Genomic DNA, 16,513 nt, shown 5'->3' with positions numbered 1-16,513 from the left:
TCGCCGGGTACAAAGTCCCTACAGCATGTGTCTCAGATAGCTTTCCGGCGCCGTGAGGAAGAGCCGCCACCGAGCCGTCAATTCAAGATCATCCCATTCCGTACGCCTGATGCCGTGCTCCCCGAGCTCCAGGATCGTCGCCCCCGGTAGGGCGGTGAGCAGCGGCGAATGCGTCGCGACCACGACCTGGGCCCCCGCGAGGCGCAGCGTGTCCAGATGGGCCACCAGCCGCAGCGTCGACGTGAACGACAGCGGCGCTTCCGGCTCGTCCATGAGGTAGAACCCGTACCCCCGGAACTTGCGCTCCAGCAGGGTGAGGAAGCCCTCGCCGTGGCTGCGCTCGTGCAGGTCGCCGTCGGGGGAGTCGGGCAGGCTCTCGAGGTACGTGTACAGCCCGTGCATGGTCTCGGCCCGCAGGAAGTACGAGTTGACCCGCTTCCCCGGCGTCCGGACCACCCGCAGGACCTCGGCAAGGGAGGCCTCGGTGACCCGGGTGGAGTGCATCGCGCCCCGCGAGCCGCCCTCGGCATTGAGCCCGACGACGCCCGCCAGCGCCTCGATCAGCGTCGACTTGCCGGAGCCGTTCTCACCGACCAGGAACGTCACCCCGGCCGGGATGTTCAGGCCATGGTCCAGGAGCGCTCGGACCGCGGGAATGCGGGCCCACCAGGCCGAAGAGGGGACCGAAGCGCCCGGCGCCCGCTCTATCCGGCGGAGGGGGCGCGGCGAGTCACTCCTCGTCATCCTCGTCGGCACGGGCCAGCCAGGTGGCGAACCGCTCGATCGGGGTCTCGAACTCCGGGTTGAGGTCGACGAACGTGCGTAGCTGCTCGCCCAGCCACTCGAGCGTCACGGACTCCTCGCCGCGCCGCTCGACCAGCTCCTCGATGCCCCGATCGGTGAAGTACATGCCCGGATAGTAAAAGGGGGCGCCTCGACAAGCCGAAGCGCCCCCCCGTCACGTCACGTCACGGGCGCGGAAGAGCGGCCTCGATCAGCGCCGACTGCTCGGCGTCGTGCATCTTGGCCGACCCGACCGCCGGAGCGGCCGCCGCCGGGCGCGAGATGCGCCGCAGCCGCACGCCCTCCAGGTGCTCGAGCAGGTTGAGCGCCACGAACGACCAGGCGCCCTGGTTGGCCGGTTCCTCCTGGACCCAGGCGAAGTCCTCGGCGTTCGGGAACTGCGCCAGGATCGCCTTGAGCTCGGCCACCGGCAGCGGGTAGATCTGCTCCATCCGGATGATCGCCGTGTCGGTGATGCCGCGCTCGGCCCGGGCCTGGAACAGGTCGTAGTAGACCTTGCCGGAGCAGAGCAGCACCCGCTTGACCGCCTTCGCGTCGAGCGGCGTGCCGTTGACCCCGGCGTCGCCCATCACCGGCTGGAAGGTGCCCTCGGTGAAGTCGGCCACCGAGGAGGTCGCCAGCTTGTGCCGCAGCAGCGACTTGGGCGAGAACACCACGAGCGGCTTGCGCTTGGTCGACAGGGCCTGACGGCGCAGCAGATGGAAGTAGTTGCCCGGGGTGGTCACGTTCGCCACCCGCATATTGTCCTGCGCGCAGAGCTGCAGGAACCGCTCGGGCCGGCCGGACGAGTGGTCGGGGCCCTGGCCCTCCTGGCCGTGCGGGAGCAGCAGCACCAGCGACGACTGCTGGCCCCACTTCACCTCGCCGGAGGAGATGAACTCGTCCACGATCGACTGGGCGCCGTTGGCGAAGTCGCCGAACTGGGCCTCCCAGAGGACCAGCGCGTCCGGGTTCTCCACCGAGTAGCCGTACTCGAAGCCCATCGCCGCGTACTCGGAGAGCAGCGAGTCGTGGATGAAGAACCGGGCGTTGCCGGTGGCCAGCGAGGTGAGCGGCAGGAAGTCCTTGCCGGTCTGCGAGTCGACGATCGACGCGTGCCGGGAGACGAACGTGCCGCGGCGCGAGTCCTGCCCGGCCAGCCGGACGGTGGTGCCCTGGGCCAGCAGCGAGCCGAAGGCGATCAGCTCGCCGAACGCCCAGTCGATGCCGCCTTCGTTGGCCATCTTGGCCCGCCGCTCGAGCAGCTGCTGGACCCGCTTGTGCGGGGTGAAGCCCTCGGGCAGCTCGACGTGCGCCTGGCCGACCGAGCCCAGGACCGTGGCGTCGATCGCGGTGTCGACCTGCGGCTCGGGCTCCTCGGAGATGACCCGCGGCCGCGGCGGGGTGCCGGCCGCGTCGCGGGTGGCCTTGAAGACCTGCTCGAGCTGGGACTGGTAGTCGCGCAGCTGCTCCTGGGCGTCGTCCACGGTGATGTCGCCGCGGCCGATCAGCTCCTCGGTGTACAGCTTCCGCACCGAGCGCTTGGTGTCGATGATCTGGTACATCCGCGGGTTGGTCATCGACGGGTCGTCGCCCTCGTTGTGGCCGCGGCGGCGGTAGCAGACCATGTCGATGACGACGTCCTTGTTGAACGCCTGGCGGTACTCGAAGGCCAGCTTGGCGACCCGCACGACGGCCTCGGGGTCGTCGCCGTTCACGTGGAAGATCGGTGCCTGGATCATCCGGGCCACGTCGGTCGAGTACATCGACGAGCGGCTGTACTCCGGCGCGGTGGTGAAGCCCACCTGGTTGTTGACGATCACGTGGACCGTGCCGCCGGTGCGGTACCCGCGCAGCTGGGAGAGGTTGAGCGTCTCGGCGACCACGCCCTGGCCGGCGAACGCGGCGTCGCCGTGCACCAGCAGCGGCAGCACCGTGTAGCCGTGCAGGCCCAGGTCGAGGCGGTCCTGCTTGGCCCGGACGATGCCTTCCAGCACCGGGTCGACGGCCTCGAGGTGCGACGGGTTGGCCACCACGCTGATCGTGGTCGCGTGCTCGCCGTCGGGCGTCGTGTACTTGCCGGTCTGTCCGAGGTGGTACTTGACGTCGCCGGAGCCGTGGGCCGACTTCGGGTCCATCTGACCCTCGAACTCGTTGAAGATCTTCTCGTACGGCTTGCCGACGATGTTGGCCAGCACGTTCAGCCGGCCGCGGTGGGCCATGCCGATGACCATCTCGTCGAGCCCGGCCTCGGCCGAGGACTGCAGCACCGCGTCGAGCAGCGGGATCAGCGACTCGCCGCCCTCCAGCGAGAACCGCTTCTGCCCGACGAACTTGGTCTGCAGGAAGGTCTCGAAGGCCTCGGCGGCGTTGAGCCGGTTGAGGATGTGCTTCTGCTCGTCCTGGTCGGGCTTCGCGTACTTGATCTCGATGCGGTCCTGGATCCAGCGCCGCTCCTCGGGGCCCTGGATGTGCATGTACTCGATGCCGACCCGGCGGCAGTAGGTGTCGCGCAGGACGCCCAGCACGTCGCGCAGCTTCATCCGCTGCTTGCCGGCGAAGCCGCCGACCGGGAACGTGCGGTCGAGGTCCCACAGCGTCAGGCCGTGCTGGAGCACGTCGAGGTCGGGGTGGCGGCGGATCTCGAACTCGAGCGGGTCGGTGTCGGCCATCAGGTGGCCGCGCACCCGGTACGCGTGGATCAGCTCGACGACCCGCGCGGCCTTGTCGATCTGGCCCTCGGAGGTGCGGGCGACGTCGCGCACCCAGCGAACGGGCTCGTACGGGATCCGCAACGAGGTGAAGATGTCGTCGTAGAAGCCGTGCTCGCCGAGCAGCAGCTCGTTCATCACCTTGAGGAACTCGCCGGACTGCGCGCCCTGGATCACCCGGTGGTCGTAGGTGCTGGTCAGCGTGGTGACCTTGCTGACGCCGATCTCGGCGAGGGTGTCGTCGCTCATCCCGGCGTTCTGCGCGGGGTACTCCATCGCGCCGACGCCGATGATCGCGCTCTGCCCGGTCATCAGGCGCGGGATGGAGTGGACCGTGCCGATGCCGCCGGGGTTCGTCAGCGAGATCGTGGTGCCGGCGTAGTCGTCCATGGTCAGCTCGTTGCGGCGGGCGCGCCGGACGACGTCCTCGTACGCCTGCCAGAACTTGCGGAAGTCCATCGTCTCGCAGTTCTTGATGGACGGGACCACCAGCGTGCGGGAGCCGTCCTTCTTGGCCAGGTCGATGGCGATGCCGAGGTTGACGTGCTCGGGCGCGACCAGCGTGGGCTTGCCGTCGACCTCGGCGAACGAGTTGTTCATCTCGGGGTGGGCGACCACGGCGCGGACCAGGGCCCAGCCGATGAGGTGGGTGAAGCTGACCTTCCCGCCGCGCCCGCGGGCGAGGTGGTTGTTGATCACGATGCGGTTGTCGACCATCAGCTTGGCCGGGACGGCGCGCACCGAGGTCGCGGTGGGCACCTCGAGCGAGGCGTCCATGTTCTGCACGATCTTGGCGGCGACGCCGCGCAGCGTGGTGACCTTGGCGCCCTCGGGGGCCTTGCCGTTGGCGGCGACCGGGGCCGGGGCCGGCTTGGTGGCCGGCGCGGGCTTCGGAGCAGGCTTCGCAGTTTCCGGAACGGTCGGCTTCACCGGCGCCACCGTCGTGGCGGCCGGGGCATCCGTGCCGGCGCGGGCCGCGGAGGCGGTCGCGTTGGCGGCCTTGGCCTCGTCGGGTGTGACGATCGAACCCGTGGCCATCGCCGGCTTGTAGTCGGCGAAGAAATCGTGCCAGGCGGGGTCGACGCTGGAGGGGTCGGCCAGGTAGCGCTGGTACATCTCGTCGACGATCCACTCGTTGGGACCGAAGTCCGCGAGTGGGTTGTCATGCGAAGTCTGCTGCTGGGTCGACACTTTCGTGTTCGCCTCTTTCACCGTGTTTGTCAGCACGCGACTGTTTCGTCACATGGGACGGGAAGAATTCGGTGTCCAGGCTACGCCGTCCCGGGGCATGGTTCGTCGCCGCGTCGGGTGGTCCAACGCGGAAAGATAGGTTGAGCCTTCAGTCATCTCGTGGGGTGGCGGGTGGGGGTGGTTGGACGGGGTTAGGAGATGTCGCGACGCTTTGTGATCAGCGTACCGACCACTCCGGCGACCGCCGCGTAACCGATCAACACGACGGCGCCGACCCAGCGCGGAGGGTTACCGGGGAGGTCGGTGCCGGAGAGCATCAGCTGGGAGGCGGTGGTCGGCACCAGGACCTGAAGCTTCCCGATCCACTCGGCCACCTGGCTGGCGAGCAGCTCGAAGATCCCGCCGATCACCGCGGCGCCGACCGTGTAGACGATCGCGAGGGTCAGCGTCGCCGCCAGCTGACTGCGAATGAGCACACCGAGGCCGACGCCGAGCACCGCCCACAGCCCGAAGGCCAGCGCGTTCAGCCCGATGGCCCGCCAGACCGCCGGCTCGCCGAGCTGGACCGGAAGGTTCAGCGCGTCCAGGATGATCGGGACCAGGATCAGGTCGAGCAGCGTGGTGACGGCCCAGACCACCAGCCCCACGATGACCCCGGCGCCGAGCTTGGCCAGGATGACCGCCTCCCGCCGCGGCGTCACCAGGAACGTGGTGGTCGCGGTGAGGTGGAAGAACTCGCTGGTCACGATGATCGCGCAGAGCAGTAGGACGATGAGCACGCCCATGTACTGCCCGGTGGTGTACAGGTTGGTGGCGATGTTGATCGGCTGCGCGGCCGCGTCGACCTGCGCCTGCGCGTCCGCGCTGCCGCCGTCGGCCTGGCCGCTGACGTACGCGTACGAGGTCAGCCAGTTGAGGCCGAGGCTGGCCGCGTAGAGCGGGATCAGGATGATCCCCATGATCCACCAGATGGCGGTGGTGCGGAGCTTGAAGAGCTCGGCGTTGAGCAGTCTCATCGGATGCCCGCCATTCCGGCCGTGAGCTGAAGGAAGACCTGTTCGAGATCGCCGCGCTCGGGGGTGAGCTCGTGCAGCTCGACGGAGGCGGTGAAGGCGGCGTGCCCGATCGCGGCCGCCTCGACGCCGCTGACCAGCAGCACGCCGTCGGGCTGGGGCGAGACCGTCGCGCCCAGCGCGGTCAGCGCGTCGCCCAGCTCGGCCGCCTGCGGCGTGCGCACCCGCACCTGGGCCGCGCCCATCGAGCCGAGCACGTCGTCGACCGGGCCCTGCCGGATCAGCTTGCCGGCCGCCACGATCACCACGTCGTCGGCGAGCAGCTGCATCTCGCCGAGCAGGTGGCTGGAGACCAGCACCGTGCGGCCCTCGGCAGCGAGCGCCTTGAGCAGGTCGCGCATCCAGCGGATGCCCTCGGGGTCGAGACCGTTGGCCGGCTCGTCCAGCACCAGCACCCGCGGGTCGCCGAGCATGGCTGCGGCGATGCCCAGCCGCTGCTTCATGCCGAGCGAGTACCCCTTGAACTTGCGCTTGGCGGCCGGGGTGAGCCCGGTCAGCTCGAGCACCTCGTCGGCGCGCGTGTCGGGCAGGCCGGCGGCCTTGCAGATCATCCGCAGGTGGTTGCGGCCGGTGCGGCCGCGGTGCGCGCTGGACGCCTCGAGGACGGCGCCCACGTGCCTGATCGGGTCGTGCAGCTCGGTGTACCGCCGGCCGCCGATGGTGGCCGTGCCGGCGGTCGGCGTGACCAGGCCGAGCAGCATGCGCAGCGTGGTGGTCTTGCCGGCCCCGTTGGGCCCGAGGAACCCGGTGACCCGGCCGGCGCGGACGGTGAAGCTGAGGTCGTCCACCGCGCGCAGCTTCTTGTACTGCTTGCTGAGGTGATCGACGACGATGTCGTCGGTCGCTGGCCCGCTCATCGCGGCTGCTCCCTTCCGCCCAGGCTGGAAGGATCAACGTACTAGGCCACCGCTATCCATGTGGCCCGTGCCGCCGCAAAGGGGACACCGGTCTCGTCGTACAGGATGGAATCGACCATGGCCTTGCGGCCGGAACTCGCGGTCGGCCGCCCGGCCACGACGCACCTCGCGCCGGGTTTGGGCAGCTCATCGACGGTGACCGCGATGCGGCCGAGCACGTAGGTGCGCCCGCCGGCCATCGCCGACCAGCCGCCGGGGCAGTCGAGGGCCGCCCAGATCGTCGCCAACTCGACATCCGCCGGCACCGTCCAGGGCGCCGCCATCCGCCCGTCGCCGAGCGGTCCGGGAAAGATCCGCAGGCCGTCCGGGTGCTCGGGCCCGCAGACGTAACAGGTGGGAAAGGGGTGCTCGGCGAAGCCTGGGTAGCCGCGCGAGGCCTCGACGGCCTCGTCAAACGGCACAAATGCGGGAAATTCCGAGAATTCAGCACGATCGGTAGGCGCAAGCTCCGCGACCAGAGTTCCCGACCCATCCCGTACGTCTTCGTGAGTGACCGAAAGCTCGGTGTCCAGCGGCGGCGGGAGCCGCAGCGTCACCTGCAGCGAGGACTCGCCGACCTCGGTGGCGAACGCGCCGGCCGACCATCCGCCGTTACCGCTCCCGGGTGGGCCGTTGAAGCGTGCCGGAATTCTCATGCATCGAAGGCTCGCACAAGGCGTTCATTTTTCGGCCACTAATACCCACCAAGGCCGACATTCCATCGGCAGGTGTCGCCCTTACACAGATCACATGGCCGTTCTCTTGACCGCCCCCGCATCCACCGGGACCAGCGGCTACACCCTGCTGATCGCCGACGACTCCAGCCAGGTAGCCGCCGCGCAGCGGCTGCGCCACGACGTGTTCGCCGGCGAGCTCGGCGCCCGCCTCCCCGCTACCGCGGACGGACGGGACGTCGACGAGTTCGACGAGTACTGCGACCACCTGATCGTCCGGGACGACGAGACGGGCCAGGTGGTCGGCACCTACCGGATGCTTCCCCCCAAGGCAGCCGAGCGGGCTGGACGTCGCTATGGCGACGGCGAGTTCGACCTGAGCGGGCTGCGTCCGCTGCGCGACCAGCTGGTCGAGACCGGGCGCTCCTGCGTGCACCCCGACCACCGCACCGGCGCCGTGGTCAACCTGATGTGGGCCGGCATCGCCCGCTACCTGCACCTGAAGAACCTGCGCTGGCTCGGCGGCTGCGCCTCGGTGCCGCTGGCCGACGGCGGCGCGACGGCCGCCGGCGTGTGGGCCCGCGTGCAGTCCAAGCACCTCTCGCCGCCGGCGCTGAGGGTCACCCCCCGCCGCAACTGGCTGGCCGAGAACGAGAACCTGGTCGGCGACCCCAAGATCCAGCCGCCTGCGCTGCTCAAGGGCTATTTGCGGATCGGCAGCTGGGTCTGCGGCCAGCCCGCTTTCGATGCCGACTTCAACGTTGCCGACTTCTACGTGCTGTTCTCCATGGACCGGCTGGACCCGCGGTACCGGCGGCACTTCCTGGGGGCGGCGCGATGATGTGGCAGCCCGTCTCCGGTTGCGGCGACCAGTGCCGCGACGGCGCCGACCCGCACGCCGCCCGCGGCGTCGCCCTGCTGCGGATGGTGACGCTCGGCGCCGTACTCATCGGCGGTTTTCTGCTCGTGCCGCTCCTGCGCGGCACCGCGCTGCGGACCCTGGCCCGCACGATGCTCGCGGTCCTCGGCATCAAGCTGATCCGGCAGGGACCGGCGCTGCGCCCGGGCAGCCTGCTCGCCGCCAACCACGTCTCCTGGCTGGACATCCTGGTCCTGCTCGCGGTGGCGCCGGTCAAGCTGGTGGCGAAGGGCGAGGTCGGCGCCTGGCCGGGCATCGGCGCCCTGGCCGGTCTCTCCGGCGCGATCTTCATCGACCGGTCGCGGCCGAAGGCGCTGCCGACGACGGTGGCCGAGGTGACCGCCGCGCTGCGGGCCGGGCGTTCGGTCGCGGCGTTTCCCGAGGGTACGACGTTCTGCGGCGCCAACCAGGGCCGGTTCCGCCCGGCGCTGTTCCAGGCGGCGATCGACGCCAAGGCCCCGGTCGTGCCCGCCTCGATCCGGTACGACACCAGCGCGGCGGCGTTCATCGGCGACGACACCCTGCTCGACTCGATCCGCCGGGTGGCCGCGCTACGGTCGCTCACGGTGACCCTGGTGACCGCCCCGGCCCTGCGTCCCACCCCCGACGCCGACCGCCGCACCCTCGCCCGCGCCGTACAGTCCTCGCTCGGCCCCTCGGGCTACCGCTTGGCAGCGTAGCTGAATACTTTCACAGACAACTTTCAGCCGCTGTGCAGCGGGAGTGCAGCGGATTGATAAACAATGGGTGACATGGCAGCTCAGACCCAGCCCAAGCAGAGTGAGGCGAAGCTCCTCGTCGTCGAGGACGACGCCAACATCCTGGAGCTCCTTTCCGCCAGCCTGCGCTTCGCCGGGTTCGACGTCAGCACCGCCACCAGCGGCAGCGCTGCCGTCAGCGCGGCGAAGAACGCGACCCCCGACCTGGTCGTCCTCGACGTCATGCTGCCCGACCTCGACGGTTTCGAGGTCATCCGGCTCATGCGCGAGGGCGGGCAGCGCACGCCCGTGGTCTTCCTGACCGCCCGCGACGGCACCGACGACAAGATCCGCGGCCTCACGCTGGGCGGCGACGACTACGTGACCAAGCCGTTCAGCCTGGAGGAGCTCACCGCCCGCATCCGGGCCGTGCTCCGCCGCACCACGGCGGGCGACGAGGAGCCGTCCCGCCTGGTCTTCGCCGACCTCGAGCTCGACGAGGAGACGCACGAGGTCTACCGGGCCGGCAACCGCGTGCAGCTCTCGCCGACCGAGTTCAAGCTCCTGCGCTACCTGATGCTCAACGCCAACCGCGTGCTGTCGAAGGCGCAGATCCTGGACCACGTGTGGAAGTACGACTTCCGCGGTGACGACAACATCGTCGAGTCGTACATCTCCTACCTCCGGCGCAAGGTCGACAACGTTCAGCCGCGCCTGATCCACACCCTGCGCGGCGTCGGATACGTGCTGCGCAAACCCGCCGTCTGAGCCTGCGGTGACGTTGACCGAGCGGGTGCGCACCTCCCTCCCGCCGCAGCCCAACCTGCGCCGCGTGTCGCTGCGCACCAAGCTCGTCGCGTCCGTGCTGATCCTGGTCTTCGCGGCGCTCACGCTGATCAGCCTGGCCAGCACGTACGCGCTGCACAGCTATCTGATCTCGCGGATGGACGCGCAGCTGCACTCGTTCGCGAACACCTCGGTGGTGGCCCAGCGCGCCCAAGAGCTGACGATGACCGAGAAGATCACGGTGGTGGGCCCGCCCGACTTCCTGGCCGCGGTGAAGTCGACGAGCGGCGTCGGCCCGGTCTATCCGGTGAGCCTCGCCAACTCCCCGGCGGACCAGCCGCCGTTCCTGACCGACGTCGCCGCGATCAACGCGCACGTGGACACGCCGTACACGGTTCGCTCGACCAACGGCAAGTCCCTGTGGCGGGTCCTGGTCGTCCCGTTCGACAACGGCACCTGGCTCTACGTCGGGCAGCGGATGACCGGCATCGACGAGGCGATCGCCCGGCTGGTCCGCGCCGACGTGCTGGTCGGCGTCGGCGTGCTGATCGCGCTGGCCTCGGTCGGCGCGGCGCTGGTGCGGCAGAGCCTGATCCCGCTGCTGCAGATCGAGCGCACCGCCGCCGCCATCGGCGCCGGCGACCTCACCCAGCGCGTGCCCGACCCCGAGGACCACGACGGCGTCGAGCCCACCACCGAGCTGGGCCGGCTCTCCCGGGCGCTGAACGCGATGCTCGCCCAGATCGAGGCGGCGTTCATCGCGCGGGCCGAGTCCGAGCAGGCGGCCCGGCACGCGGCCGAGGCCGCCCAGCTCTCCGAGTCGCGGGCACTGGCCTCCGAGGCCAAGATGCGGCAGTTCGTGGCGGACGCGTCGCACGAGCTGCGCACCCCGCTCACCACCATCCGCGGCTTCGCCGAGCTTTACCGCCAGGGCGCCGTCACCGACGCCGAGGACGTGGCCAAGCTGGTCCGCCGGATCGAGGACGAGGCCGCCCGGATGGGCCTGCTCGTGGAGGACCTGCTGCTGCTCGCCCGGCTCGACCGCGAGCGGCCGCTCAACCTCGGCCCGGTCGAGCTGCCCGTGCTCGCGCTCGACGCGGTGCAGGCCGCCGAGGCGATGGCGCCCGACCGCAAGATCGCTCTCGAGGTGCGCGACGAGCCGGACAAGCTCGTGGCGTACGGGGACGACGCGCGCCTGCGGCAGGTGATCGGCAACCTGATGACCAACGCCCTGGTGCACACCCCGCCGGACGCCAAGGTGACGCTGCGGCTGTTCGCCGAGCCGGGCAACCGGGCGATCGTGGAGATCAGCGACACCGGTCCGGGCCTTTCCGAGGAGCAGAAGGCGCACGTCTTCGAGCGGTTCTATCGCGTGGACGAGGCGCGCACCCGGCGCACCGACCGGGCGAAGACCGGCACCGGCCTGGGGCTGGCCATCGTCGCGGCGATCGTGCGCGCCCACCAGGGCACCGTCGAGGTGGTCAGTGAGCGCGGCAAGGGTGCCACGTTCCGGGTCACTCTGCCCACCGTAGGGCCTGTGTCGAAGTAGGAGACGGGCTGCGGCTGGACCTCGCCTCGCTCCGGCCCCTACTTCGACACAGGCCCTAAATCCCGATAAAAGCTTCACAGAAAACATCCAGGCGTAACACAGTCTGATACGAGCACGGCGGGGCAAGGTGGGTGTCATGAACGAGAACGAGACCGACCCGCGCACCGCGGACGCCTCCTCCGCTGAGAGCAGCAGCGTCTCCTCGGAGAGCAGCAGCCCGGAGCGGGGCGCGTCTGAGCACCCGACCGTCGCCGTGCAGCCGCACGCCGGCCAGCCCGGCGGCGCCACGCAGTCGCAGTGGAGCGCCCCGGTTTCGGGTGCACCTCAGTCCGGCACGCCGTGGCAGCAGCCGCCGGCGCCCCAGCCGCCGCAGGCACCGCCGTCGCCGTGGCAGCAGCCGGGCTATCAGCAGCAGCCGTACGGGCAGCAGCACGCCTACCCGCAGCAGGGCGGCTACCCGCAGTACGGTCAGCAGTCCCCCTACGCGGCCGGGTGGAACAACGGCGCCCAGACCCAGACCCAGACCCAGGCGCAGCCGGCGATCGAGGGCCAGCCGATCTGGCAGCCCACCGAGGGCCAGCCGGCCTGGCAGCCCACCGAGGGCCAGCCGGCCTGGCAGCCCACCGAGGGCCAGCCGGCCTGGGCCGCCCCGGTCGGCGGCGACCAGCAGCCGGCGCGCCCCGGCCGAGGCCGCAAGATCTTCGTGGCCGGCGCCGCGGCCGTGCTGATCGCGCTCGCCGCCGGCGGCGTGGGCGCCGCCACCGCCCTGGCCTTCGACGACGACGGGTCCAACCCGACGGCGCAGACCAGCAACTCCTCGGTCACCCGCGTGGTCGACCGCTCGTCGCTCTCCCAGATCGCCTCGTCGGTCCAGGACAGCGTCGTGTCGATCACCACCGGGACGGGCGAGGGCTCCGGCGTGATCCTCACCGCCGACGGCTACATCGTCACCAACAACCACGTGGTCGCGACAGCTCAGGGCGACACCGTGACGGTGATCTTCGCCGACGGTAAGAAGGTGCAGGCCAGCATCGTCGGCACCGACCCGCGCACCGACCTGGCCGTGGTCAAGGCCAGCGGCGTCTCGGGCCTGCACGCGGCGAAATTCGGCAGCAGCGCCAGCATGCAGGTGGGCGACACCGTGCTGGCGATCGGCAGCCCGCTCGGCCTCGAGGGCTCGGTCACGGCCGGCATCATCAGCGCCAAGGACCGCACCATCCAGTCCTCCAGCGAGGACGACCAGCAGCAGAGCCCGTTCGGGGGCAACCAGCAGCAACAGCAGCAGCAGTCGGGCAGCACCACGATGTCCGGGCTCCTGCAGACCGACGCGCCGATCAACCCCGGCAACTCCGGCGGCGCCCTGGTCAACGTCAACGGCGAGGTCATCGGCATCAACTCGGCGATCGCCACCCAGGGCCAGAGCTCCGGCAACATCGGCCTCGGCTTCGCGATCCCCAGCGACAAGGCCAGCAAGGTGGCCAACGACCTGATGGCCGGTAAGAAGGTGAGCCACCCGGCGCTCGGCGTCAGCGTCGCCGACGCGGAGAACGGCGGCGCCCTGGTCTCCAACGTCACGGCCAACAGCGCGGCCGCCAAGGCCGGTCTCCAGCAGGGCGACGTGGTCACCGCGGTCGACGGCAAGGCGATCGACGACTCCAACGACCTGGTCGCCGCGGTGCAGGCCGGCACCGTCGGTCAGAAGATGACCATCGACTTCACCCGGGACGGGGCGAAGAAGCAGGTCACGGTCACCCTGGCCGAGGCCGAGTAGGACCATTCCCTCCCCGCTGCGGCGGGCGGTGTGACAAGGGGGTTGTCACGCCGCCCGCCGCACGCATGTGTATGCCGTTATTCAGGGACTTTTTGGTCTGAACGACGCGATTCGCCGCCGGGGACTCGCCTTCGGGATAGCCGACCGCCTACTCTCCATTCCGCATCGGCGGCGACCAGTGAGAGGCCCTTTCAGGTGACCTACGTCGAGACCCGGATGAACGTCTGGGAAGCCCTGGCCGGCAGGGCTCCCGGCGAGCCCGGCGGGCCGGTTGACCCCGGGCTGTGGGGCGCCGTCGTCGATCGGCTCAACCCGGCCCGGGCCCGGCCCGTGCTGCGGGCCGGCATCGAGGCGGTCCAGCTGACCTCCGCGCGCGGCGACGAGTACATCATGCTGCGCTCGCCCGACGACGGCGCCCGCGCCGGATACCTGCGGCTCACCCCCGAGGAGTGGCAGCTCGCCCTGCTGATGGACGGGCAGAGCACGGTGGCCCGGCTGGTCGCCGAGTTCGCCCGCATCGCCGGACGGCTCGCCCCCGACGAGGTCCGCCGGGTCGTGGCCGACCTGGCCGGCAACCGCATGCTCGACGAGCTGCCCACCGACGCGTTCCGCCCGGTGCAGGAGACGCGCCGCAAGGCGCTGCCCGAGCGGGTCGGCAACTCGATGGTCGCCGCCGCGCGCGGCCGCCGGATGCTCGTTTTCGATGTCGACGCCCTGATGACCGGGCTCTACCGGGCCGGCGGCCGGTTCTTCTTCGGCACCGGCGCGTTCGTTGCCACCGCCGTGCTGGCCGTGCTCGGGATCGGCCTGTTCGTCGCGACCTGGGTCCGCGGCAGCCGCTCGCTGTTCCTGACCGGCGACTCCTACCTGCTGGGCGCGATCGTGCTGGTCGTGCTCAACGCGATCGTGCTGGTCACCCACGAGCTCGCCCGCGGGCTCGCCACCAAGGCGGCCGGGCGCGAGGTGCCCGCCGCCGGACTGCTCGTCTACTTCGGCATCCCGTCGTTCTTCGTCGACACCACCGACGTCTGGATGGCCGGCCGCCGCGCCCGCATCCTGGTGGCCGCCGCCGGCCCCGGCAGCGCGCTGTTCCTGGCCGGGCTGGCGCAGCTCGGCGGCCTGGCGATCCCGGCCCTGTCCGGGCTCGCGTTCAAGATCGCCTTCCTCTGGTACCTGAACGCCTTCTTCCAGCTCAGCCCGTTCCTCCCGCTCGACGGGCACTACCTGCTGATGGACTGGCTGGAGATCCCGCAGCTGCGCGCACGCGCCCTCGCCTGGGTCGGCGGCCGGCTGCGCGGGCGCCCGCCGCGCTGGTCGGCGCTCGACCGCGAGGGCCGCCTCATCGCCATGTACGGCGTGCTCTCGATGGCCTGGCTCGCGCTCGCCGCGGTGCTCACCTACCGGGTCTTCGCCGACCGCGTCTCGGGCCTGGCCACCGGTCTCACGGGGCTGCTCGGCTTCCTGCTGCTGATTCTGATCGTCCTCGGGCTCGGCGCGCCCGCGGTCTTCTTCGTGCTGGCCCGCCTCACCCGCTGGTGGCGCCGCTCCCGCCGGCAGCGCGCCGAGAACGACCGCGAGGCCGACAGCCCGCACCGGATCGCCGCGCTGCGCGCCTCCGACCTGGGTGGCCTGCCCGAGCCGGCGCTGGCCGGCCTCGCCGCCCGGGCCCGCTGGGTGCACCCGCCGACCGGCCGCCAGGTGGTGCAGGCCGGCGGCCCGCAGTCGGCCGTCTACGTGGTCGTCGAGGGCGCGCTGCAGGGCCGCAAGCCCGGCGACCCGCCCGGCACGGTCCGCCACCACGTCGGCCCCGGCGGCGTGGTCGGGCTGGTCAACGCGATCACCGGCCGCTCCACCCAGCTCGACTGGCACACGGCCGGCACCGCCCTGCTCTACATCCCGAGCGCCACGGTGGCGAGCGTGGTCGGGCCGCTGCCCGGGCCGCCCCCGCAGGACCGGGCCGAGGCCGAGGCGCTGTTCGCGGACACCCCGGCGCTGGCCGGGCTCGCCGTCGACCAGCGGATGGCGCTGATCGCCTCGGCGCACGCCGTCGACCTCGAGCCGGGCGCGCCGGTGGTCCTGCCCGGGCCCACCCACGCGGTCGTCGTCGAGTCCGGCGTGATCGCCATGCCCGACGGCGTCGAGCTGCGGCGCGGCACGCTGGTCGGCCCGGTCGGCGACGGCGAGCCGGGCATGGTGGCGCAGAGCCTCACACCCGTACGCCTCTGGGTCCTGCCCGACGCCTCCGACCTCCCGCCACTGGTCGGGGCCGCCCACCGCCCCGGATCCCCGATGCCGGTGGGCGCCCTGCGCCCCGGCTCGCCGGCGCCGGACGCCTACCCGCCGCTCAAGGTGCCGCCCGGCCCGCCCGAGGGCATCGACAATCAGTCGATCGACCGCCGGTTCGAGAGCCGGCTCTGGTGGCTCACGGTGATCCTGCTGGTGGTGGCGCTGGTGCTGGTCGGGCTGAGCTTCCGGCCCGGGCCGGCGTGGGCCGAGATGCCCCGCGACCAGGTCCTGCTCGCCGTCGACCGGGGGCGGGCCAACGCGACCGTCGACGGGTCGGCGGACACCTTCGAGTCCGGCTCGTCGCGCTATGTCGGGCAGGGCGCGACGGTCGAGGTGCCCACCGAGTCGAAGGCCCGGCTGACCTTCCCGGGCGGCGGGGTGGCCGTGCTCTGCGCGGGGTCGCGACTGCAGCTCGGCAGCCTCGCCGTCGGGGGCGGACGGCACCAGTCGCCCACCGGCACGCTGAAGCTGCAGGCCGGGCGGGTGCTCGCCGACACGACCGGCACCAGCGGGGCCTTCAACCCGCTGCGGCTCACGGTCGACCGCGCGCAGGGCGCCGTGGTCAACTCCGGCGCCGCCTGGTATTCGATCGAGGCGGACACGGTGACCGTGTCGACCGGCAACGTCTCGGTGGGCGGCGCCGCGAGCAAGGCCACCGGGGGCGACCTGAGCTGCGGTGACGGGGTGGCGGTGACGCCGCCGTCCGAGGAGGCCACGCCGTCCGAGGAGCCGACGCCGTCGGAGGAGGCCACCGAGGAGCCGAGCGTCGAGCCCTCGGTGAGCGCGACCAGCGATCCGGCGGCGACCACCGAGCCGGCCGAGACGACCGAACCGACCGACGAGCCGACCACGACGGAGCCGACCCAGGAGGCCACCACCACGCGGCCGCCCACGACCCGGCCGACGACGACCCGGCCGCCGGCGCCCACGACCACCCCAGCGACCACCCCGCCGACCACCCCAGCGACCACGCCGCCGACGACCCCGGCGACGACCCCGGCCACGACGCCGGAGAGTTCGTCTATAGAGGGGAGTCCTTCGGCCTAGGTAACGTCGGGGCGTGCTCTGCTGGTTCTGTACCGAGTCCGCCCGGGCCACCTGCCGCTTCTGCGGGCGGGCGGTCTGCCCCGATCACGCCCGGTTCGGGCCCTACATCCTCCAGGTGAGCCGCTCCGA

12 protein-coding genes are annotated in these 16,513 nt (G+C 71.3%); 6 read left to right on the top strand and 6 right to left on the bottom strand.

The genetic code is table 11. The features are described 5' to 3' along the window. Positions 1-18: 18 nt before the first annotated feature. From ACQPZX_RS44585 to ACQPZX_RS44560, 6 genes are all read right to left on the bottom strand, one after another. Positions 19-606: an ABC transporter gene (locus ACQPZX_RS44585; protein ID WP_433369962.1), complete on the bottom strand. Its 588-nt coding sequence runs from the start codon at positions 604-606 to the stop codon at positions 19-21. A gap of 124 nt (positions 607-730) precedes the next feature. Next, complete coding sequence (locus ACQPZX_RS44580; RefSeq protein WP_378025876.1) at positions 731-910, bottom strand: DUF6104 family protein; 180 nt, start codon at positions 908-910, stop codon at positions 731-733. Positions 911-968: 58 nt separating this feature from the next. Continuing rightward, positions 969-4,685, bottom strand: coding sequence for a multifunctional oxoglutarate decarboxylase/oxoglutarate dehydrogenase thiamine pyrophosphate-binding subunit/dihydrolipoyllysine-residue succinyltransferase subunit (locus ACQPZX_RS44575; protein WP_433385851.1), 3,717 nt, complete (start codon positions 4,683-4,685; stop codon positions 969-971). 191 nt (positions 4,686-4,876) lie between these two features. Further along, the gene (locus tag ACQPZX_RS44570) at positions 4,877-5,701 is read right to left on the bottom strand and encodes an ABC transporter permease (RefSeq protein ID WP_433369959.1); all 825 of its coding nucleotides are present in this window, start codon (positions 5,699-5,701) and stop codon (positions 4,877-4,879) included. Continuing rightward, positions 5,698-6,615 carry an ABC transporter ATP-binding protein gene (locus ACQPZX_RS44565; protein ID WP_433369957.1) on the bottom strand — a complete coding sequence of 306 codons (918 nt, stop codon included), beginning with the start codon at positions 6,613-6,615 and terminating at the stop codon, positions 5,698-5,700. Before ACQPZX_RS44565 ends, ACQPZX_RS44570 begins: the two co-directional genes overlap by 4 nt. Before the next feature lie 41 nt (positions 6,616-6,656). Continuing rightward, positions 6,657-7,310 carry a hypothetical protein gene (locus ACQPZX_RS44560; RefSeq protein WP_433369954.1) on the bottom strand — a complete coding sequence of 218 codons (654 nt, stop codon included), beginning with the start codon at positions 7,308-7,310 and terminating at the stop codon, positions 6,657-6,659. Positions 7,311-7,404: 94 nt separating this feature from the next. Here ACQPZX_RS44560 and ACQPZX_RS44555 point away from each other — a divergent pair, with 94 nt between their 5' ends. The 6 genes from ACQPZX_RS44555 (at position 7,405) to ACQPZX_RS44530 (ending at position 16,384) form a co-directional block, all read left to right on the top strand. After that, a complete protein-coding gene (locus tag ACQPZX_RS44555; RefSeq protein ID WP_433369951.1) occupies positions 7,405-8,169 on the top strand; it encodes a GNAT family N-acetyltransferase in 765 nt (254 codons plus the stop codon). Continuing rightward, entirely contained in the window at positions 8,166-8,927 is a 762-nt protein-coding gene (locus ACQPZX_RS44550; RefSeq protein WP_433369949.1) for a lysophospholipid acyltransferase family protein, read from the top strand. The genes ACQPZX_RS44555 and ACQPZX_RS44550 overlap by 4 nt, the downstream gene beginning before the upstream one ends. Positions 8,928-8,999: 72 nt before the next feature. Next, positions 9,000-9,713 (top strand): response regulator transcription factor, encoded by a 714-nt coding sequence (locus ACQPZX_RS44545; protein WP_378972997.1) that lies wholly within the window; start codon positions 9,000-9,002, stop codon positions 9,711-9,713. A gap of 7 nt (positions 9,714-9,720) precedes the next feature. Further along, a complete protein-coding gene (locus tag ACQPZX_RS44540; RefSeq protein WP_433369945.1) occupies positions 9,721-11,280 on the top strand; it encodes a sensor histidine kinase in 1,560 nt (519 codons plus the stop codon). Between the two features lie 136 nt (positions 11,281-11,416). Continuing rightward, complete coding sequence (locus ACQPZX_RS44535) at positions 11,417-13,051, top strand: S1C family serine protease (RefSeq protein ID WP_433369942.1); 1,635 nt, start codon at positions 11,417-11,419, stop codon at positions 13,049-13,051. A 195-nt stretch (positions 13,052-13,246) separates the two neighbouring features. After that, complete coding sequence (locus ACQPZX_RS44530) at positions 13,247-16,384, top strand: cyclic nucleotide-binding protein (protein WP_433369939.1); 3,138 nt, start codon at positions 13,247-13,249, stop codon at positions 16,382-16,384. Positions 16,385-16,513: the final 129 nt, after the last annotated feature.

This window comes from Actinoplanes sp. CA-142083, assembly GCF_050942195.1.
Taxonomy (GTDB): Bacteria; Actinomycetota; Actinomycetes; order Mycobacteriales; family Micromonosporaceae; genus Actinoplanes.
This window is presented reverse-complemented; position numbering and strand designations above follow the sequence as displayed.

Excerpts from the sequence above, each read along its gene's own strand:
- ACQPZX_RS44580 (WP_378025876.1), bottom strand. The coding sequence starts at position 910 with ATGTACTTCACCGATCGGGGCATCGAGGAGCTGGTCGAGCGGCGCGGC.
- ACQPZX_RS44570 (WP_433369959.1), bottom strand. The coding sequence starts at position 5,701 with ATGAGACTGCTCAACGCCGAGCTCTTCAAGCTCCGCACCACCGCCATC.
- ACQPZX_RS44565 (WP_433369957.1), bottom strand. The coding sequence starts at position 6,615 with ATGAGCGGGCCAGCGACCGACGACATCGTCGTCGATCACCTCAGCAAG.
- ACQPZX_RS44560 (WP_433369954.1), bottom strand. The coding sequence starts at position 7,310 with ATGAGAATTCCGGCACGCTTCAACGGCCCACCCGGGAGCGGTAACGGC.
- ACQPZX_RS44555 (WP_433369951.1), top strand. The coding sequence starts at position 7,405 with ATGGCCGTTCTCTTGACCGCCCCCGCATCCACCGGGACCAGCGGCTAC.
- ACQPZX_RS44550 (WP_433369949.1), top strand. The coding sequence starts at position 8,166 with ATGATGTGGCAGCCCGTCTCCGGTTGCGGCGACCAGTGCCGCGACGGC.
- ACQPZX_RS44545 (WP_378972997.1), top strand. The coding sequence starts at position 9,000 with ATGGCAGCTCAGACCCAGCCCAAGCAGAGTGAGGCGAAGCTCCTCGTC.
- ACQPZX_RS44535 (WP_433369942.1), top strand. The coding sequence starts at position 11,417 with ATGAACGAGAACGAGACCGACCCGCGCACCGCGGACGCCTCCTCCGCT.